Raw genomic sequence first — 19,383 nt, forward strand, 5'->3', positions numbered from 1 at the left:
AGGGCCCATGGCCGTCGGCCCCGAAGCGGGAGGACAGGTTCAGAGGGCGTCGCGGGGCCGGCGAACCCTACGCTCCCGCGACGCCTGCGCTCACCGCTGCCAGTCGCCGCCCAGCAGCGTTCCAGCGACTGCCGGCAGTCCGAGCGAGCCCGTGCCGAAGGAGACCGCCGACGTGTACACCGGCCGGGTCTTCCCGCCCGGCAGCACCCAGACCGCGCCGCGCCCGTCCTCCTCGCACGCGCCCACGGCGATCTCAGGCCTGCCGTCACGGGTGAGGTCCCCCGCCGCCACCGTGCAGCCGAAGGAGTCGCTCACCTCCGGGGTGCCCGGCACGCCCGGGGTGTCCTGCTTGAAGGTGTACGAGCCGGCGCCCAGCTGCCCCGTACGGCGACCGGGCACGACCGTGACCGTGCCCGCACCGCCCTTGGTGCCGATGCCCTCGCCGGGTGCGCCCACGACGATGTCGGCGAGCCCGTCCTTGTTCAGGTCGGCCACGGCCACCGCGGCGCCGAATTCGTCGTAGCGCTCGCTCGAACCGGGCACCCCGGCAGTGTTCTGATGGAACGTCATGGGCGCTTTGTCCAGCGGTACTCCGTTCGCCGACCCGAACCACACGGAGACGGACCCGCCCACGTGACCGATCGGTCCCACGTCGCTCGGTTCGTCCGGGTCGCCGGCGACGACGTCCCCGTAACCGTCCCCGTTCACGTCCCCCACCGCGACGTTGAGCCCCTCGCCCTCCAGGAGCGGAGGCGGGTACGTCCCGGGCACCGGATTCACCAGCACCCGGCCCCCACTGCTCCCGTTCGCCCGGCCGGTGACCTGGAGCTGTTCGGCCACCTTGTCGCCGTTGACATCGCCGTACGCGACGGCGCGCATCCAGCCGATGTCCTCGTTCGGCACGGACGAACCGACCCCGCCGCTCCGGGTGAACGGTCCGGTCAGTTCGGTGGTGAAGTTCCAGTTGGCGATCAGGACCCGCGCCTCGCCCGGGCCGGACACCGCCGCCACATCCTTGCCCGCGCCCCAGCGCCTCAGCACCTGCGTCGGCAGTGCGGTACCGGAGACCAGGCCCTTCGTGCTGCCCCACAGGACGTACACCGCCCCTGAGTCCAGTGTGGTGCCGACATCCTCGCCGGGCGCCCCGACCACCAGGTCCGCATAGCCGTCGTGGTTGAGGTCCGCGAGGGCGCTGGAGGCACCGAACAGGTCGCCCGCCTCGGCCGTGCCCGGCACCCCGGCCGAATTCTGCGTGATCACCGCACGCCTGGAGGCGGACACGCCCTTGGCGGACCCGTACAGGACGACGAGGCTCCCGGCCCGTTCGTGGCCCGCGACAGAGGCTCCCGGCGCGGGGACCACGAGGTCCCGGTAGCCGTCGCCGTTGATGTCCTGCGGAACCGGCATCGGTGCGGCGGAGGCTGTCCCCCCGGACAGCGTCGCGGCAACGGCGGCGATGGCGGTCACCAGGGCCGCCCGTCTGTATCCGGCTGTGCGTCGTCCACTCATGCTTCTGTCCCCACCCCATGCCCCGCGCCCGACGAGGCGGGACAACCGACTGTTGCCGCATTCACCCACAGTCGGACAAGCTGCGCAATGAGGCGGGGGCGGGAAGTGCGAAGCCCCGCAGAGGGACTTCAGTCCGCCCGGGTGGGGAACGTCGACCAGGTGTCGGGGGCGACCGCGGAAGACGGGACCGTCGGGGATCTCGGAGTTGGCCGGACGCGGTGACGCAGCTGAACGCGCGTGCCGGGCGTGTGAGTGACGTACCGGCCGTAACGCGGACCGGGCGGGTCCGGCCGCCGGCGTGGCACCTTCCGCCGACGGTGCACGGCAGGTCCGTCCATGCGCTGTCGCTGCCCGACGCAAGGCCGGAGCGCTGCTCGGCTGAACTCTTCAGCCGGTCTTCGTGTACGTGATCTTCTCGCCGGTGTCCGGGTTCTCGCGACGCAGGGTGTCGTCCGGCAACAGGGTCAGCGTGGTGGCGTTGCCAGGGGTGCAGGACGTCATGGGTTCGCCGAGCGTGATCGTCGAGGGTCCGATGTGGATCGGTCCGTCGGGGGACGGCTCATCGGTCAGATCGGCCTGGAAGACGCAGCGGTAGGTGCCACCGGTGTCGATCGGACCCTCCGCGGTGAGCGTGAGGACGGTCTGGCCGACCTTGCCCTGCCGGATGACGAGTTCGCGGGTGGAGCGACCGGCTGAGTTGTCGATGCTGCCGGACCAGGTGCCGAGGTAGCCCCCGGGGATGGAGCCGTCGCCGTTCTTCTCCGCGCCGGAGGGGGACGGGGAAGTGTCGGAGGGGGCGTCCGACGGCTCCTCGGGCGGGTCGTCGGACGCGGACGGGCTGGGCGAACTGCTGTGGGAAACGCCGGACGACCTGCCGTCGTCGCTCATGAGCGCGTACACCGAACCGCCCGCACCGATGGCGACGAGCACGGCGACCACGACGAGAGCGACGGTCGAACCCGCCGTGCGGCGTGCGGGTTCGGGCGGTGGGGCGGAGGCGGAATAGAGGGGGCCGTACGGAGGAGTGGAGCCGAAGCCGGGGTGCTGCTGCGGATATCCGTAGCCGTACGGCTGTCCCTGACCGGGGTGCGGCTGGGCGGGCAACTGCGGGTAGCCGTACGCGGGGGCAGGGCCCGGTACGGGCGTTGAGGTGCCGATCACCGTGGGCATCGCATGTGCCCCGCCGGGCGCTTGCGGGGCCGGAGGCTGCGCGGCGGGAGGTTCCGCCGCCGCAGGCACCGCGTCCTCGGGACCGGACGGGGCAACCGGTTCCGCAGGCCGCTCCGGCTCCTCCGGTTCCTCCGGGTCCTCCGAGTCCAGCAACTCCACCGCGTGACGGCCCAGCTGGGCGAGGAGCGCGCCCGGCAGCCACGGTTCGGCGGGCTCGTCCTCCGCCAGCCGTTCCAGGATCGCGTCCGTCGTCGGCCTGGCGGCCGGGTCCTTGAGGAGGCAGTCCCGGACGAGGTCGACCAGATCCACCGGGACGCCGGTCAGGTCCGGGTCCTCCTGCGTGATCCGGAACATCAGCGCATGGACCTCGTTGTCCGCCCCGCCGAACGGAAGCCTGCCCGTCGCCGCGTACGCCAGCACCGAGCCGAGGCAGAACACATCGCACGCCGCGGTCACCCGCTCGCCCCGCACCTGCTCCGGCGCCATGAAGCCGGGCGAACCGACCAGCGCCCCGGTGCGGGTGAGACCACCGTCGGTGACGGTGTCCAGTGCCCGGGCTATGCCGAAGTCGATGACCCGCGGACCGTCGATCGTGAGCAGAATGTTGGACGGCTTGAGGTCGCGGTGGATGAGCCCGGCGGCGTGGATGGCCTGGAGCGCGCGGGTCAGCCCGGCCCCCAGGATGTGGACCGAGCGCTCGGGCAGCGGACCGAAGGCCCCCGAGGCCGGTCCCATCGATGCGCCCGCGCGCCCGGAGACGGTGACCTGGAGGGACGGCCCGGCGACGTATCCGGTCGCGACCCACGGCACGGCGGCCTCGGTGTCGGCGTCCAGCACGGGGGCCGTCCACGCCGAGCCGACCTGGCGTGCGGCCTGCACCTCCTGGCGGAACCGGTCGCGGAACTCCTGCTGCTCGGCGAGCTCCCGGCGTACGAGCTTGATCGCGACGGTACGGCCCCGATCGGACCGGGCCAGATAGACCTGCCCCATGCCACCCGCGCCGAGCCGCCCCAGCAGGCGGTACGCGCCGATGCGTTGCGGGTCGGTGGACCCGAGCTTTTCCATGGTGTGCGACCTCCCCCGTACGGCGACACGCCGGACGGGTCGAGAATAGCGGCGCACGTCACGCCCCAGCAGTCCGGCCGGGCGTCGGTCCCGTCCGCTGCCGGCTCCGTCCCGGGGCGCCGGACGGGCCGGGTTCATCCGCTGGGCAGGACGGGGTTCACGCGCTGGGCGGGGTGGGTTGCGCGTCGGTCACCGCGTCGACTGCAACCGACAGCCGTTCCAGCACACGCACCGTCTCCGCGAAGCCCTCCGCTCCCAGCTCCTGCGCCAGTCGCGCGGCGAACTCCGCGTGGCCGGGGCCGATCCGGGAGACGGCCGCCCGCCCCTCCTCGGTGGGACGCAGCAGCTTCGCGCGCCGGTGGGCCGGATTCGGTACGTACTCCGCAAGGCCCTTGCCCACCAGAAGATCCGCGATCCGCTGCACGCTCTGCCGGGTGATCCCCATGGCCCGGGCGATCCCGGACACGGGCAACGGCTCGGCCAGGACCGCTCCGAGCACCTGCCACCATGCCGCGGTCAGCCCGGCAGGTGCGGCCAGCTCCTCCGAAACGGCGAGGAACTGGCCGTTCAGCCGGAAGACGCCGAGCGCCGTGCGGCTGAGCGCGTCCTGCTGCTCGCGGCTCATCCCGCCAGCACCTCGTACGCGCTCGCGTCCGAGTCGTGGAAGAGCCGGTACCAGGCGTCGAGTTTCCTGCCCTCGTACACCCCGAGGCGCGCGAAGACCTCGCGGGCGAACGCGACCGGCTCGGTCGGTCCCGCCGTGATGAGGTCTCCGTCGGTCACCGCGTCCGCCTCGACGTACCGGGCGCCGCCCGCGTACCCCGTGGCTGCGAGATAGAAGGAGACGGCACTCGTGTGCGCGCGGTCGTCGAGCAGTCCCTCGCGGGCCAGTCCGGCCGTCGCCCCGCAGATCGCGGCGACCGGAACGCCCACGTCCAGGAAGGTGCGGGCGGTACGGGCGAAGGGGGCGAGCTCGTCGCCGCTGTCCCACAGGTCGGCACCGGTGAGGATCAGCAGTGCGCTGTCCTCGGGGCGTACGTCGGCGAGGGCGAGGTCCGGCTGGATGCGGAGGCCGCCGAGGGTGGTGACGGGGCCGGCGGTGGGGCCGACCGTCCGCACGGTGAAACCGTTGCGGGCGAGATACGCGGTGGTGTGGCCGGTCTCCCAGTCGGCGTAGGAGTCGTAGACGGCCAGGTGCACGGTCTTGCGGGTCATGACGACCTCCCGGGCGAGAACCTCATGGACGAAACCTCATGGATGGAGCGTCATGAGTGGGGCGTCATGACTGGAGCTGATGACAGCATGCTGTCATTACGGCAGGATGCTGTCAATCGAGCGTCCCCCGCGCCGACCCGACACCCTGCCCACCAAACCGCCCCACGCCATACAAGATGGCCATGTCGAGCCGCTCACCGCACGACCTACGCTCGCCGCATGACCCCTCATGCCTCCCATGCCTCCCACGCTCCGCAGGTCGACTCCGCGGCCGGTGCGGCCGTGAAGGCCGCCGACCGTGCGCACGTGTTCCACTCCTGGTCCGCCCAGGGCCTGATCGACCCGCTCGCCGTCGCCGGCGCCGAGGGGGCGTACTTCTGGGACTACGACGGCAACCGCTACCTGGACTTCACCAGCGGCCTCGTCTACACCAACATCGGCTACCAGCACCCCACCGTCGTCGCCGCGATCCAGGAGCAGGCGGGCAAGCTCGCCACCTTCGCTCCCGCGTTCGCGATCGAGGCCCGCTCCGAGGCCGCACGCCTCATCGCCGAGCGGACCCCGGGCGACCTGGACAAGATCTTCTTCACCAACGGCGGCGCCGAGGCCGTCGAGAACGCCGTCCGGATGGCCCGGCTGCACACCGGCCGTACGAAGGTGCTCTCCGCCTATCGCTCGTACCACGGCGCCACCTCCACCGCGATCAACCTGACCGGGGACCCGCGCCGCTGGCCGTCCGACAACGGCTCCGCGGGTGTCGTACGGTTCTGGGCGCCGTTCCTCTACCGCTCGCCGTTCCACGCCGAGACCGAGGCCGAGGAGTGCGCCCGCGCCCTTCAGCACCTGGAGGACACTCTCGCCTTCGAGGGGCCCGCCACCATCGCCGCGATCATCCTGGAGACGATCCCCGGCACGGCGGGCATCATGACGCCTCCGCCCGGCTACCTCGCGGGTGTCCGCGAGATCTGTGACCGGTACGGCATCGTCTTCATCCTCGACGAGGTGATGGCCGGCTTCGGGCGCACCGGCACGTGGTTCGCCGCCGAGCACTTCGACGTCACACCCGACCTGATGACCTTTGCCAAGGGCGTCAACTCCGGTTACGTACCGCTCGGCGGTGTCGCCATCTCCGCAGAGATCGCCGCCACTTTCGAGACTCGCCCCTATCCGGGCGGACTCACGTACTCCGGTCACCCGCTGGCCTGCGCCGCGGCCGTCGCCACCATCGGCGTCATGGAGGACGAGAAGGTCGTCGAGAACGCCGCTCACATCGGCGAGACCGTCCTCGGCCCCGGCCTGCGTGAGCTCGCCGAGCGCCACCCGTCGGTCGGCGAGGTGCGCGGTCTCGGCGCGTTCTGGGCGCTGGACCTGGTCCGCAACAAGGAGACCCGGGAGCCGCTCGTCCCGTACAACGCCGCCGGCGAGGCCAATGCGCCGATGGCGGCGTTCGGCGCGGCCTGCAAGAAGAACGGCCTGTGGCCCTTCATCAACATGAACCGCACCCACGCCGTTCCGGCCTGCAACGTCACGGAGGCCGAGGCCAAGGAGGGTCTGGCGGCTCTGGACGTGGCCCTGTCCGTCGCGGACGAACACACCGTCTGACGCGCTCCACCCGCATTCCACGGGCCCATCCGCATGGCGTCCCTCCCCCGTGCCCGGATCCGGGCACACCGGCCCTGGCTTAAGGTGACCCGAAGCCGGAAAGGGAGGGCCGCCATGTGCCCGAGCGGAACTGTGACCCGCAGTACGCTGCGGCAGCAGATCGCGGACGCGCTGCGTGACGAGGTGCTTGCCGGGCGTTTGCAGCAGGGACGGGAGTTCACCGTCAAGCAGATCGCCGAGCAGTACGGGGTCTCCGCGACGCCCGTCCGCGAGGCGCTGTTCGATCTCTCCGCGCAGGGACTGCTCGAATCCGACCAGCACCGCGGCTTCCGGGTGCACGAGTTCACCGTGGACGACTACCGGGCGATCGTCGAGGCCCGCACCCTGGTCATCGACGGAGTCATCCGCAGCATCTTCGACGGGCCGGTCCGCCCGAAGGGCGCGCAGGCGGCGAAGTACCGCGACGCGCTGGTCTCCGTGCGCCGTCGCGCCGAGGAGGCGGCACGGGCGGCGCGGGGCGGGGACCTCGACATCCTCATCGGGTACGACCTGCGCTTCTGGCGTGAACTGGGCGCGTTCGTCGGCAACACGTACATCACCGACTTCCTTCACCGGCTGCGCATCCAGGCCTGGGTGTTCGCCGTGCCGTACCTCCGCAGCGACGCGGATGTGTGCGACTGGCTCTGGAGCGGCCACCAGGACCTGGTCGCGGCGATCACACTCGGGGACCGCGACGCGGTGCGCGCGGTGATCGACGGCCACAACGCCCACGCGCTCAGCTGGGCGGAGCGGCTCGCGGCCGGCAACCCGCCGCACCCGGGGCGCGGCGGCTGACGGCCCGGCGGCGAGGTGTTCCACAGCCGGACATGAAGGACCACTGTGCGCGACGGCCCCCTCGCATTACGCTGTCCCGACCATCGCGCGAACCGCGCGAGAACCCGTGGGAGAGCGAGACTTCGTGGCCTGTGACCTGTGGCTGGTCCCCCTCGTCGATGTGCTGTGCCACAGCCCCGACAACCCGTTCGCCGAAGAGATAGCCGTCTACGACAACGCGCTGGGCGAGGCCGGACTCCCGGCCGTACCCGTCTACGCCTACATGCCGGGTCTGACCGGCGATGTGGCCCCGGTCGCGGGCTTCGACTACGACGCACTGCACTTCCTGCGCCGCGCCTATCTGCTGCAGCTGAGCGGTCTCGCCGTCACACCGGTCGACGAACTGGGCGGCGACTACGAGCAGCTGCTGGAAATGTTCGAGTCCACCGCGAAGCAATCCCACCTGGTCTGGCACTACGACCATGCGGGGGCGTACGTCCCCGTGGACTTCCCCTCCCCGCTCTCCAACGACCAGCTGCTGGAGGGGGGCGGCCCGCTCGGCTCTGCGCACGGGCTGCTGCGGGAGCTGGAGTACGTCGCTCCGTCCATCGGCATCGACCCGGCGAACCCGCCGGCCGCCCCCCTGCCGCCCGTCGCGCCGACCTCGCTGGAGGAGCCGGCGAGCCCGATTCCGTACGACGACAGCCCGTTCGCCCGGGAGCGGCACGTCTGGCTGGGCCTGCACGCGGCGGCGACCCGCAGCCTCGCCCAAGGCTCCATGATCATCTTCAGCTGACGCGGCGGCCCGGACAGCCGAGGTCACCGCCCACCGGAGTCACCGCCACCGGAGTCACCGCCCACCGGGACCACCGTCACCGGGGTGACTCCGGTGGGCGCTGCCGCGGCATGTTCGGCCGGGTCACCGACTGCATCGGAAACCGCCCCGGCGCCGCCCCCGGCTCCGCACGCCCGCCGATCCCGCTCCCCGAGACCAGTGCCTGCATTCCCATCGGCGCAGGCCCGGCCCGGAATTCCACCATCCAGTCCGCGGTCTCGAACCGTACGAGATCCGTGATGTCCTCCGAGAACCGCCGCAGCACCCCCAGGCACCGCTCGGCCGCCTCGCTCGCCGTTCCCTCGGTCGGTCCGAGCACCTCCCGCACGCACTCCGACGCCCAGTCGAACTGCAGCACCTGAAGCCGTCGCTGCACGGCCTGCGCCGTGGCGAGGTTCCTTATCCAGCCGGAGGTCAGGCCGAAGTACCGGTCGCAGGCCATGCAGGCGGCACCCAGCAGCAGCGAGAGATAGCCCCAGCCGGCCGCCCCGTGCAGCGCGCCCGTCAGATCGAGCAGCGGCAGCGCCCCGCCCGCGACCGCCCCGGCCGCCGTGCCGATCCGCAGCACCCTGGCGCCGCGCCGCTTCCACACCCGGTCCTTCAGATACCAGCCGGCGGTGCGCAGCGCCTCGGCCTCGACCCAGCGGTACAGCTCGTCGAGGCGTTCCGCGGGTTCGCCCCAGTCGCCGAGCGGGAACGGCTGGCCGGTCAGATCCCGGCCCCGCGCACGGAAGCCGGAGCGCGGCTCCGAGCCCGACCCGGAGCCCGGGTCCGAGCCCGACGGAACGGCCGAACCGGGCGCGCCGGACTCGTTGCGGGGCGCCCTCTCGGGCTGCATCTCCGGCTGACTCACCGGGGCACTCCTCTGCACTCTGCGTTTTCGACGTTTCGGACGCGCGTATGGGACACGTGCACGCGACGGCGGCGGACCTTCGACGCGGCCGTCCATCCCGCCTGCGTAACACTGCGTGACGGACGGCGCACGTGTGCGTATTGATATGCATGCCCTTCCTACCGCCGAATGGTGGGCCATGGGGCCGAAATCGCGGTATTCCCGGGTGTGCATGGCCTGTGATCAGGTATAGGAGTCTTGCCACAGTTGACCGGATCTCACCCGAAAGAGTTGCTCGCCAGTGGGTGGGGCGCGGTTCCCGGTGACCACGTAGGCTCGGCATACCGAAACATTTGTCGTCGAAATGCCAGGAGTGACCGTGATTCCCGGTGGTGGCCAGCCCAATATGCAGCAGCTGCTGCAGCAGGCCCAGAAGATGCAGCAGGACCTCGCCCAGGCCCAGGAGGAGCTGGCCGGGACCGAGGTGGATGGTCAGGCGGGTGGCGGTCTCGTGAAGGCGACCGTCACCGGCTCCGGCGAGCTCCGCAGCCTCGTGATCGACCCCAGGGCGGTCGACCCCGAGGACACCGAGACGCTCGCCGACCTCGTCGTCGCCGCAGTCCAGGCGGCGAACGAGAACGCGCAGGCGCTTCAGCAGCAGAAGCTGGGCCCGCTGGCCCAGGGGCTGGGCGGTATGCCCGGTCTTCCCTTCTGATCCGCCGACGCAACAACTACCGTACGTACCACGACAACAACAGCAGTAGCAGTCGAGGCACTCAGCTCAGGAAGGCGTTCCGTTGTACGAAGGCGTGGTTCAGGACCTCATCGACGAACTGGGCAGGCTGCCCGGCGTCGGTCCCAAGAGCGCGCAGCGGATCGCTTTCCACATCCTGCAGGCCGAGCCCACCGACGTGCGCCGTCTCGCCCGTGCCCTCCTGGAGGTCAAGGACAAGGTCAGGTTCTGCTCGGTGTGCGGCAATGTCGCGCAGGAGGAGCAGTGCGGGATCTGCCGCGACGCGCGCCGCGACCGGACGGTGATCTGTGTGGTCGAGGAGCCGAAGGACGTCGTGGCGATCGAGCGGACCCGTGAGTTCCGGGGCCGCTACCACGTGCTCGGCGGGGCGATCAGCCCGATCGAGGGCGTCGGCCCGGACGATCTGCGCATCCGCGAGCTGCTGGCGAGGCTCGCCGACGGCTCGATCACGGAGCTGATCCTGGCCACCGACCCCAACCTGGAGGGCGAGGCCACCGCGACGTACCTGGCGCGGATGATCAAGCCCATGGGGCTGCGGGTGACGCGGCTGGCCAGCGGGCTGCCGGTGGGCGGCGACCTGGAGTACGCGGACGAGGTCACCCTGGGCCGCGCCTTCGAGGGGAGGCGCTTGTTGGATGTCTGACTCCGCCCCGCACGACACCTGCACCACGGCTGGGATCCTCGCGGACGAAACCTTGACGTCTCACGGCGGCTTTACGTTCAGCGGCGCTATGTTCTACTCACCGTTCGCGACCGTGCCCACGGGAGGTCCCCTCGATGTCTGACGCCACGCTGAATTCCGTCACGCAGGACCCGGACGACTTCGCCGTCCAGATCGCGGACCAGATCAAGACGTTCATCGTCGCGGTCGCCGAGGTTTCCAAGGTCGACGAGCCGGAGCAGGCTGTCCCGACCCTGCTCCTCCAGGTCTCCCAGCTGCTCCTCGCGGGCGGCCGGCTCGGCGCGTACGAGGACGTCCTCCCGGACGAGCGCTACGAGCCGGACCTGGGTGCCGAGCCGGACGCCGACGGCCTGCGCGACCGGTTCGCCGCCCTTCTCGAACCGATCGACGTCTACTCCGAGGTCTTCGACCCCTACGAGCCCCGCAAGGCCCCGGTCCCGGCCCGCATCTCCGACGACCTGGCCGACCTGGTCACGGACCTGCGTCACGGCCTGGCCCACTACGAAGAGGGCCGCACCACCGAGGCGCTGTGGTGGTGGCAGTTCTCCTACTTCTCCAACTGGGGCTCCACCGCCTCCGCCACCCTGCGCGCCCTCCAGTCCCTGGTCGCCCACATCCGTCTGAACCAGCCCCTCCAGGAACTGGACGGGCTGGACACGGACTCGGAGACCATCGACGACGATCTGGCCGAGGAGGCGGGCCGGGTCATGGCCGAGGAGATCGCGGGACCGCTCGGACTGCGCCCGGTGAAGTAGCCGTCCGTCCCGGCCCGTCCGGCCGGGGGTCGGGCCGCGGCCCCTGGGCATCCGCGTGCGGCGCTGCGAGTCGCGATCAAGAACTACGACGGGAATCCCCCGGGAATTTCCGGGTGTCGGGTGCCGCATCGGATTCGATCGCACGCGACGCACTGCGCATCGTGTCGGAGGGTGTGCGGATCCGGCCCGGTCGGAGATTCCGGGCAGCTGTCAGAGGAGCGGTCGACACCAGCGCCTGTCCGGTCCCTGCTGAAGCCTCCACGCTCCACGGTCTTCGACGGGGCGGGGGCTCCGGAGAGCGGTGCGGGCGGTTCCGGTTCACGCTGGAGGGGACGGACCCGGAGATCGTGGAACCTGCCGGTGTGGGCTGAGCCACATGCGGGCGTGGTACCGGGATCACCGGGCAGCAGACCCGTACGAGCAGTCCGGGCGACACGCCGATGATCACGTGGTGAGCGGGACATCTCACGATGTGATATCGACGGGGCGATTGCGGACTGCTCGTTAAACTGAGCCGACCGCAGTAATGGATTGAGCTAGGAGCGCACGTGGGCCTTGTCGTGCAGAAGTACGGAGGCTCCTCCGTAGCCGATGCCGAAGGCATCAAGCGTGTCGCCAAGCGAGTCGTCGATGCCAAGAAGAACGGCAACCAGGTGGTTGTCGTGGTGTCAGCGATGGGCGACACGACGGACGAGTTGATCGATCTCGCCGAGCAGGTATCACCGATGCCTGCCGGGCGTGAGTTCGACATGCTGCTGACCGCCGGAGAGCGGATCTCCATGGCCCTGCTGGCGATGGCGATCAAAAACCTGGGCCACGAGGCCCAGTCGTTCACGGGCAGCCAGGCCGGCGTCATCACCGACTCGGTCCACAACAAAGCGCGCATCATCGATGTCACGCCGGGCCGTATCCGGACCTCGATCGACGAGGGCAACATCGCCATCGTCGCCGGGTTCCAGGGGGTGAGCCAGGAGGGCAAGAACATCACCACCCTCGGCCGCGGCGGGTCCGACACCACCGCGGTCGCACTCGCGGCCGCGCTGGACGCCGAGGTCTGTGAGATCTACACCGATGTGGACGGTGTCTTCACCGCCGACCCGCGGGTCGTGAAGAAGGCCCGGAAGATCGACTGGATCTCCTTCGAGGACATGCTGGAGCTGGCCGCGTCCGGCTCCAAGGTGCTGCTGCACCGGTGCGTGGAGTACGCACGCCGCTACAACATCCCGATCCACGTCCGCTCGTCCTTCTCCGGACTGCGCGGCACCTGGGTCAGCAACGAGCCGCAAGGGGACCAGAAGGTGGAGCACGCGATCATCTCCGGAGTCGCCCATGACGTCTCCGAGGCCAAGATCACGGTCGTCGGCGTGCCCGACAAGCCGGGCGAGGCCGCAGCGATCTTCCGCACCATCGCGAACGCGGAAATCAACATCGACATGGTGGTGCAGAACGTCTCCGCCGCGTCGACCGGTCTGACCGACATCTCGTTCACGCTGCCGAAGGCCGAGGGCCGCAAGGCCATCGACGCCCTGGAGCGCAACCGTGGCACGATCGGCTTCGAGTCGCTGCGCTACGACGACCAGATCGCGAAGATCTCCCTGGTCGGCGCGGGTATGAAGACGAACCCCGGGGTCACCGCGGCCTTCTTCGAGGCGCTGTCCGACGCCGGTGTGAACATCGAGCTGATCTCGACGTCCGAGATCCGCATCTCGGTGGTCACCCGCGCCGACGACGTCATCGAGGCCGTGCGCGCCGTGCACACCGCCTTCGGCCTCGACAGCGACTCCGACGAGGCCGTCGTCTACGGGGGTACCGGCCGATGACACCTCGCCGCCCTTCGCTCGCGGTCGTCGGAGCGACCGGGGCGATCGGCGGCGTCATGCTCCAGATCCTTTCGCAGCACGCGGACGTCTGGGGCGATGTGACGCTGATCGCCTCGCCGCGCTCGGCCGGCCGCAAGCTGGTCGTGCGCGGCGAGGAGACCGAAGTCCTCGAACTCACCGAGGACGTGTTCGACGGCGTGGACGTGGCCCTCTTCCTGGTGCCCGACGACGTATCCGCACGGTGGGCACCGATCGCCGCGTCCAAGGGCGCCGTCGTCATCGACGACTCGGCGGCGTACCGGCTGGACACGGACGTGCCGCTGGTCGTGCCCGAGATCAACCCCCATGCCGTACGGATCAGGCCGCGCGGCATCGTCGCGAGCCCCAACTGCACCACGTTGTCGCTGATCGTCGCCGTCGGCGCGCTGCACGCCGAGTTCGGGCTGCGGGAGCTCGTCGTCTCCTCGTACCAGGCAGTGAGCGGCGCGGGCCGCGACGGCGTCGCGGCGCTGCGCGAGCAGCTGTCGACGGTCGCCGGCACGGAACTGGGCACCAGGCCCGGGGACGTACGCCGCGCCCTCGGGGACGCCGAGGACTCGCCGTTCGCCGCGCCGGTGGCGCTCAACGTCGTGCCCTGGGCCGGGATCGACGCCGGGGACGGCTGGTCGTCCGAGGAACTGGCGATCCGCGACGAGTGCCGCAAGATCCTGGACCTCCCGAGCCTGCGGGTCTCGGCGACCTGTGTGTACGTACCCGTCATCGCGACACACTCCATGTCCGTGCACGCCCGCTTCGAGAACGAGGTCGCGGTCGACCGGGCGCACGAGATCCTGGCGACCGCGCCGGGCGTCGTCCTCTTCGACAGCCCGGCATCCGGCGACTTCCCGACGCCGTCCGACGTCGTGGGCACCGACCCGACCTGGGTGGGGCGGGTGCGGCGGTCGCTGGACGATCCGCGCGCCCTGGAGCTGTTCGTCTGTGGCGACAACCTCCGCAAGGGAGCTGCGCTGAACGTGGCGCAGATCGCCGAAGCGGTGGCCGCAGAATTTCCCCGGACCTGATCCGATCGTTTCTGTACGCTCTGTGGACCACCTGTGAGCAAGTTGCTGGTCTGAACCTCTTGAGCTGGGACGTTGGGGTGTCCGACGATGACCTTTGGCCTGCTGGAACCGGTGGCCGGGGAGAGCGCGTCTATGCGGTCACTTCTTGCGCGGCGGGGCGCAAAATCGTGGCATTTGGGGAAGAGCAGGTACGTATGAGGGCATGTCGCACAGCGCCAAAAGTGGTGCCGTACGCGTACAACCCTGACGGGGGGAAACGTGTCCAACTGGCGTGGCAGAGGTTCTCGATATCACAGTGGTGGGCCCGTTGCGGGGCGCTTCAGTGCGTCCGCTCCGGAGGCCCCGCGCACCCGGCGGTATGCCGGTGATTGCGCCCATGCCCGCTGCGCGCCCCGCCCAGCTCCCGTCGCAGCGCGAGGGCGCTGAGCACAGCGTGGCCGCCGGAACCACCGTTGACCACCTCACCGAGACCTACCGCGCCCACTACCGTTCGCTGCTCGGCCTCGCGGCCCTGCTGCTGGACGACACCGCGTCATGTGAGGACGTGGTGCAGGAGGCGTTCATCCGCGTGCACTCGGCGCGCAACCGGGTACGCGAGCCGGAGAAGACACTCGCGTACCTGCGCCAGACGGTCGTCAACCTGTCGCGCTCCGCACTGCGCCGCCGCATCCTCGGGCTGAAGCTGCTCTCCAAGCCGATGCCCGACATGGCGAGCGCCGAGGAGGGCGCGTACGACCAGCTGGAGCGGGACGCGCTGATCAAAGCGATGCGGGGGCTGCAACGGCGCCAGCGAGAGGTACTGGTGCTGCGCTACTTCGCGGACATGACCGAGGCCCAGGTGGCCGAGACGCTGGGTATCTCCCTGGGTTCGGTCAAGGCGTACGGCTCGCGCGGTATCGCGGCGCTTCGCGTCGTGATGGAGGCCCAGGCATGAACTGGCGCAAGCGCAGGCAGGGACGCACGCATGAGCGTGGGATTGACCGGACTGGAAACGGAATTGTGAACCACGGGCCGGAGAACACCTCGAACGCGCAGCCGAACGGGTCTCGGAACCCGCAGTCGGATGCGGACGCCGCCGCGGAGGCTGCCGCATCCATGACGGGTGCGGCAGGCGCGCAGGAGGCGCAGGGCGGGGGCGACGACATCGCCGAAACGGCCCGGCTCGGAGGTCTGCCGGAGCTGTTCGGCGCGGACTCCGACGACGGTTCCGGCGCAGCCGGCGGCTCCGGCCCTGAACTGGACGAGCTCGCACTGCGCCGTATCTTCCACGGCGCCGTCCAGAACCTCGCACCCACCGACGGCGCTCTCGACCACCTGCGGCGTGCCGTCCCCGCCCGGCGCGCCCGGCGGCGGCAGGCCATCGTCGGCATGGCGGCCGCGGCGCTACTCATCGGCACCGCGGTCCCCGCGTTCGTCCATGTCGCCGACTCCACCGGCTCGGAAACCGCCAACCCGGCCATCGCCGGACACGGCGAGCAGGCCCAGGGCGGCAACGGCGCCGATTCCGGTTCGGAGGCCGACGAGAAGAGCCACGGCGGCAGCACCGACGGACACAACAGCGGACCCGACGGCCACCCCAAAAGCGCCAGCAGCCCCTCGGGCAGCGGCGGCACGGGCACTGACGGCAGTGCGTCGGGCGGAGGTGCCGACCCTGCCGACACCGCGGCGGCTTCGATGCCGGTCTGCGACCCGGGGCAGCTCGGCGTCGCCTCCGCCCAGGCGGGCGCGGCCGGTGCCGACGGCACGGTGTACGGCACGTTCCGTATCTCCAACATCTCCGGCACGGACTGCTCCGTGACCAGCAGCGGCACCGTGGGCTTCGAGACGGCGGGCGCGGCCGACCCGGCCAGGATCGATGTCGTCCAGCACACCGCGGGCGACCCGGCGGCCGGACTGCCCGACCCGTCGCAGGAGGCGGGCGCGGTGCTGCTGAAGCCGTCCATGACGTACGAGGTCCAGTTCGCCTGGGTGCCGAAGGACACCTGCCCGACCGCCGGCAGCTCGCCGACCCCGACGCCGACCGACGGCGCCGCGGGTACCAGCGGCGGCACCAGTGACGGGACGTCGCAGACTGAGCCGCAGCTCGGCGGCGAGGACGGCGGCGGAACGCTGGAGGGCAGCGTCGCCGTGACGCACACCCCGGAGCCCGGGGCGCCGGTCGCGGCGGCGAGGATCCCCAACGCCTGCGCGGGCACGATCTACCGGACGGGCGTAATCGCCCCGTCGGCGTAGCAACGACGGCACATACGTGAGGGGGCCTGCCGGTGGAAACCGGCGGGCCCCCTCACGTATGTGCCGTCACGTCAGCACGCCTCAGGCGCTGTCCGCGTCCGCATCGGCCGCGAGGCCGAGCCGCACGTCCCGTGCGGCCTCCGCCTCTCGCCGGACCAGCCGGAACCACATGAAGAGCACGAAGGCGGCGAAGACGAACCACTCGCCGGTGTAGCCGAGGTTCTGGAACGCCTTCAGGTCGAGTCCACTGCCCTGCGGCGCGACGGCGGGCACGGGGCGCAGGGCAGTGGCCCCGCTGTTCTTGGCGTCGGTGCTCTTGCTGTCGGTGTCCTGGAGCGTCACCCATGCGTCGTACACGTCGTACGGGACGAGGTTGACCAGCGATGCGGCGCTGATCATGCCGAGCTGGCCGTCCGGGAGCCCGCCCGCCGGGTCGACGCCCGCAGTCCCCGCGTTCTCGGACGCCTGGAGGTCGCCGGTCACGGTGACTTCACCGGTCGGAGCGGCGGGAACCGCGGTCTGCCCGGGCTTGCCGGGCAGCCAGCCGCGTACCACCGGAAGGGCCTTGCCGCCGTCGGTGCGCAGCAGGTTCAGGACGTAGAAGCCGCTCTTGTCGTCCAGTTTCCGGCCGGGCACCAGGAACTGGTCGGCGTACCGGCCGGTCGCGGTGGCGGGGCGCCCGGACGTCACCTTGTCGACCGGCAGGAGATCGTCGAGCGGTTCGGCGGCCCTGCTGCCCGGGGCGGGCTGCTCCTGGGCCTGTTCGTGTGTCTGCACGCGGTCCTCGAAGCGCCCGAGCTGCCAGGTGCCCATGAAGACGCAGAACGGGATGGCCAGGACGGCGAAGAGGTTGATCCCCCACCATCGCGGGGTCAGCAGGAACCGATACACCCCTCCACGGTACGGTCCCCGATCCGGCATCCCGGACCGGGGTGTCGCAAGCACCCCCATCCGGCCCGGGCCAGGACGCCGGTCACCCGGGATGCCGCCGGGCGGGGCGGAGGCCAGCGCGGGACGCCGCGCCGGAGCGTGGCGCGGGCCTCCGCGTGGCCCGGGCGCCACCAGGGCCTGGCGCGGGCCCACGCCGTCGCCGGCCACGGCGCGGGCCGGGACACCGACTACCCGAGGTGCCGTCGGGCGAAGTCGAGTTCCAGCCGCACCTGCTTGATCCGCTCCTCGACGACGAGCGAGCCGTGCCCCGCGTCGTACCGGTACACCTCGTGCAGGGCGCCCCGGTCCTTCAGGCGGGCCACATAGTTCTCGACCTGGCGGATCGGGCAGCGCGGGTCGTTGACTCCCGCCGAGATGTAGACCGGTGCCTTCACGGCGTCGACGTACGTCAGCGGGGACGAGGCCTCGAACCGCTCGGGCACCTCCTCCGGCGTGCCGCCCAACAGCGTGCGGTCCATCGCCTTCAGGGCCTCCATCTCGTCGTGGTACGCCGTGACGTAGTCGCCGACCGGGACCGCCGCCAGGCCCAGCGCCCAGTCGTCCGGCTGCGTACCCAGGCCGAGCAGGGTCAGATAGCCGCCCCACGAGCCCCCGGCCAGCACCAGCTTCTCCGCGTCCGCGAGCCCGGACTCCACCGCCCACCGCCGTACCGCCGCGATGTCCTCCAGCTCGATCAGGCCGACCCGGTGCTTGAGCGCGTCCGTCCACGCCCGCCCGTAGCCCGTGGAGCCGCGGTAGTTGACCCGGACCACCGCGTAGCCGTGGTCCACCCAGGCGGCGGGCCCGGACGCGAACTCGTCACTGTCGTGCCAGGTGGGGCCGCCGTGGATCTCGAAGACGGTCGGGAACGGTCCCTGCGCCGGACTGGCGGGCCGCTGCACGAGGGCGTGGATCCGGCCGCCCGGACCGTCCACCCACACGTCCTCCACCGGAACAGACTCCGGAGCCTTCGCACCCGGCGGATCGAGCACCACCGCACCGGTCGTGGACCGCACGACCGGCGGCTGCGCGGCCGACGACCACAGATACTCCACCGTGCCGTCCGGCCGGGCCGTGGCACCCGACACCGATCCGGCCGGCGTCTCCACCCGGACCGGAGCGGTATCGGTGCCCGGCTCGAACCGCCACAGGTCGCTGCGGGCCTCGAAGCGGTGCGCGATCAGCAGCGCGGAGCCGTCCGGATACCACTCGGCGCCCACGTCGCCGGGCAGATCGATCGCGAGGTCCGTCTCCGTCCCTGCCACCGGGTCCCAGATCATCGGCTCCCAGCGTCCCCGCCGCTGATGCCCGATCAGCAGCCGGGCGTCTCCGGCCACCGGCGCGAAGCCCAGCACGGTCAGTCCCAGCTCCTCCGTACCGCCCTTGGTGTCGTCGAGCTCGGCGACCGTCGTCCCATCCGGCCGCACCACGCGGAGCGCCGAGTGCATCGCGTCGCCGTGCTCGGTGTGCTCCAGGGCGATCAACGTCCCGTCGTGCGACAGGTCCCCGACGCCCGCCGACTCGCGGTGCCGGTAGATCTCGACGGGCGCGGACCCCGGCCGTACGACATGGATCGTCGTCCCGTCCTCGTCGGTGGAGCGGCCGATCACCGCCGTCCCGTCCCGCCCGATCGCGAGCCCCGCCGGGTAGGAGGGGGCGAGACCGGGAGCCGCCGGCATGTCCACCGTCCCTTCACCGCCACCGCCGTGGAACGGCTGGCGCATCCACACCCCGAACTCGTCCCCGTCGGTGTCGTCGAACCACCAGATCGCCTCGCCGTCCGGGGTCAGCACCCCGTCCGTCGTCCCGTTGGGCCGGTCGGTGACCTGTCGCTGATCCCCGCTCACCCGGTCCCATGCGTACAGCTCGTACGTCCCCGTCGCGTTGGAGACGAACAGCGCACGGTCCGGCGCGTCCTCCGCCCAGTCGGGCAGCGACACCCGGGGCGCCCGGAAGCGCTGCTCCCACACCGGAACGGAATCGGTCGTCTGTGCCGGAACGGAGCCGTTCGCCCGCGCCGGAGCGGAGTCGGTCGTCGAGCCAGTGATCTCAGTCATGCCCCCCATTCTGCGTCGGGCCCGGAAAATCCGTTCACATCGTCCTCAGCC

The 19,383-nt window shown here is 71.1% G+C and carries 17 protein-coding genes; 10 read left to right on the top strand and 7 right to left on the bottom strand.

Annotated elements, in window-relative coordinates:
• Positions 1-90: 90 nt before the first annotated feature.
• From OG395_RS29325 to OG395_RS29340, 4 genes are all read right to left on the bottom strand, one after another.
• Positions 91-1,509 carry an FG-GAP repeat protein gene (locus OG395_RS29325; protein ID WP_327245602.1) on the bottom strand — a complete coding sequence of 473 codons (1,419 nt, stop codon included), beginning with the start codon at positions 1,507-1,509 and terminating at the stop codon, positions 91-93.
• Between the two features lie 387 nt (positions 1,510-1,896).
• The gene (locus OG395_RS29330; protein WP_327245603.1) at positions 1,897-3,744 is read right to left on the bottom strand and encodes a serine/threonine-protein kinase; all 1,848 of its coding nucleotides are present in this window, start codon (positions 3,742-3,744) and stop codon (positions 1,897-1,899) included.
• A gap of 157 nt (positions 3,745-3,901) precedes the next feature.
• The gene (locus tag OG395_RS29335) at positions 3,902-4,369 is read right to left on the bottom strand and encodes a MarR family winged helix-turn-helix transcriptional regulator (RefSeq protein ID WP_327245604.1); all 468 of its coding nucleotides are present in this window, start codon (positions 4,367-4,369) and stop codon (positions 3,902-3,904) included.
• Positions 4,366-4,959, bottom strand: a complete 594-nt coding sequence (locus tag OG395_RS29340; protein WP_327245605.1) for a DJ-1/PfpI family protein — start codon at positions 4,957-4,959, stop codon at positions 4,366-4,368. The genes OG395_RS29335 and OG395_RS29340 overlap by 4 nt, the downstream gene beginning before the upstream one ends.
• Positions 4,960-5,178: 219 nt before the next feature.
• On the opposite strand from OG395_RS29340, the gene OG395_RS29345 reads away from it, so the two are divergent.
• From OG395_RS29345 to OG395_RS29355, 3 genes are all read left to right on the top strand, one after another.
• Entirely contained in the window at positions 5,179-6,561 is a 1,383-nt protein-coding gene (locus OG395_RS29345) for an aspartate aminotransferase family protein (protein ID WP_266984169.1), read from the top strand.
• 114 nt (positions 6,562-6,675) lie between these two features.
• Positions 6,676-7,395 carry a GntR family transcriptional regulator gene (locus tag OG395_RS29350; protein ID WP_327245606.1) on the top strand — a complete coding sequence of 240 codons (720 nt, stop codon included), beginning with the start codon at positions 6,676-6,678 and terminating at the stop codon, positions 7,393-7,395.
• A 124-nt stretch (positions 7,396-7,519) separates the two neighbouring features.
• Complete coding sequence (locus OG395_RS29355) at positions 7,520-8,170, top strand: hypothetical protein (protein ID WP_327245607.1); 651 nt, start codon at positions 7,520-7,522, stop codon at positions 8,168-8,170.
• Between the two features lie 76 nt (positions 8,171-8,246).
• Here OG395_RS29355 and OG395_RS29360 read toward each other — a convergent pair whose 3' ends face one another.
• Positions 8,247-9,047: an SLATT domain-containing protein gene (locus OG395_RS29360; RefSeq protein ID WP_442818773.1), complete on the bottom strand. Its 801-nt coding sequence runs from the start codon at positions 9,045-9,047 to the stop codon at positions 8,247-8,249.
• 373 nt (positions 9,048-9,420) lie between these two features.
• Here OG395_RS29360 and OG395_RS29365 point away from each other — a divergent pair, with 373 nt between their 5' ends.
• The 7 genes from OG395_RS29365 (at position 9,421) to OG395_RS29395 (ending at position 16,345) form a co-directional block, all read left to right on the top strand.
• Positions 9,421-9,756 (top strand): YbaB/EbfC family nucleoid-associated protein, encoded by a 336-nt coding sequence (locus tag OG395_RS29365; RefSeq protein ID WP_266984175.1) that lies wholly within the window; start codon positions 9,421-9,423, stop codon positions 9,754-9,756.
• A gap of 82 nt (positions 9,757-9,838) precedes the next feature.
• Entirely contained in the window at positions 9,839-10,438 is a 600-nt protein-coding gene (recR, locus tag OG395_RS29370; protein ID WP_327245609.1) for a recombination mediator RecR, read from the top strand.
• A gap of 134 nt (positions 10,439-10,572) precedes the next feature.
• Entirely contained in the window at positions 10,573-11,232 is a 660-nt protein-coding gene (locus OG395_RS29375; protein ID WP_266984178.1) for a DUF5063 domain-containing protein, read from the top strand.
• A 548-nt stretch (positions 11,233-11,780) separates the two neighbouring features.
• On the top strand, positions 11,781-13,052 hold the full coding sequence (locus OG395_RS29380) for an aspartate kinase (RefSeq protein WP_266984180.1): 1,272 nt from the start codon (positions 11,781-11,783) through the stop codon (positions 13,050-13,052).
• Positions 13,049-14,113: an aspartate-semialdehyde dehydrogenase gene (locus OG395_RS29385; RefSeq protein WP_327245610.1), complete on the top strand. Its 1,065-nt coding sequence runs from the start codon at positions 13,049-13,051 to the stop codon at positions 14,111-14,113. Before OG395_RS29380 ends, OG395_RS29385 begins: the two co-directional genes overlap by 4 nt.
• A 358-nt stretch (positions 14,114-14,471) precedes the next feature.
• Positions 14,472-15,047, top strand: a complete 576-nt coding sequence (locus OG395_RS29390; protein WP_266984182.1) for a SigE family RNA polymerase sigma factor — start codon at positions 14,472-14,474, stop codon at positions 15,045-15,047.
• Positions 15,048-15,112: 65 nt separating this feature from the next.
• Positions 15,113-16,345 (top strand): hypothetical protein, encoded by a 1,233-nt coding sequence (locus OG395_RS29395; RefSeq protein WP_442818611.1) that lies wholly within the window; start codon positions 15,113-15,115, stop codon positions 16,343-16,345.
• A gap of 81 nt (positions 16,346-16,426) precedes the next feature.
• Here OG395_RS29395 and OG395_RS29400 read toward each other — a convergent pair whose 3' ends face one another.
• The gene (locus OG395_RS29400; RefSeq protein WP_327245612.1) at positions 16,427-17,236 is read right to left on the bottom strand and encodes an SURF1 family protein; all 810 of its coding nucleotides are present in this window, start codon (positions 17,234-17,236) and stop codon (positions 16,427-16,429) included.
• Positions 17,237-17,463: 227 nt separating this feature from the next.
• A complete protein-coding gene (locus OG395_RS29405) occupies positions 17,464-19,332 on the bottom strand; it encodes a S9 family peptidase (RefSeq protein WP_442818612.1) in 1,869 nt (622 codons plus the stop codon).
• Positions 19,333-19,383: the final 51 nt, after the last annotated feature.

This window comes from Streptomyces sp. NBC_01320 (assembly GCF_035974375.1).
In the GTDB taxonomy this organism is placed as follows: Bacteria; Actinomycetota; Actinomycetes; order Streptomycetales; family Streptomycetaceae; genus Streptomyces; species Streptomyces yanii.

Coding starts and splice junctions, on each gene's coding strand:
- OG395_RS29375 (WP_266984178.1), top strand. CDS start 10,573: ATGTCTGACGCCACGCTGAATTCCGTCACGCAGGACCCGGACGACTTC.
- OG395_RS29330 (WP_327245603.1), bottom strand. CDS start 3,744: ATGGAAAAGCTCGGGTCCACCGACCCGCAACGCATCGGCGCGTACCGC.
- OG395_RS29390 (WP_266984182.1), top strand. CDS start 14,472: ATGCCGGTGATTGCGCCCATGCCCGCTGCGCGCCCCGCCCAGCTCCCG.
- OG395_RS29385 (WP_327245610.1), top strand. CDS start 13,049: ATGACACCTCGCCGCCCTTCGCTCGCGGTCGTCGGAGCGACCGGGGCG.
- OG395_RS29405 (WP_442818612.1), bottom strand. CDS start 19,332: ATGACTGAGATCACTGGCTCGACGACCGACTCCGCTCCGGCGCGGGCG.
- OG395_RS29360 (WP_442818773.1), bottom strand. CDS start 9,047: ATGCAGCCCGAGAGGGCGCCCCGCAACGAGTCCGGCGCGCCCGGTTCG.
- OG395_RS29345 (WP_266984169.1), top strand. CDS start 5,179: ATGACCCCTCATGCCTCCCATGCCTCCCACGCTCCGCAGGTCGACTCC.
- OG395_RS29340 (WP_327245605.1), bottom strand. CDS start 4,959: ATGACCCGCAAGACCGTGCACCTGGCCGTCTACGACTCCTACGCCGAC.
- OG395_RS29350 (WP_327245606.1), top strand. CDS start 6,676: ATGTGCCCGAGCGGAACTGTGACCCGCAGTACGCTGCGGCAGCAGATC.
- OG395_RS29325 (WP_327245602.1), bottom strand. CDS start 1,509: ATGAGTGGACGACGCACAGCCGGATACAGACGGGCGGCCCTGGTGACC.
- OG395_RS29335 (WP_327245604.1), bottom strand. CDS start 4,369: ATGAGCCGCGAGCAGCAGGACGCGCTCAGCCGCACGGCGCTCGGCGTC.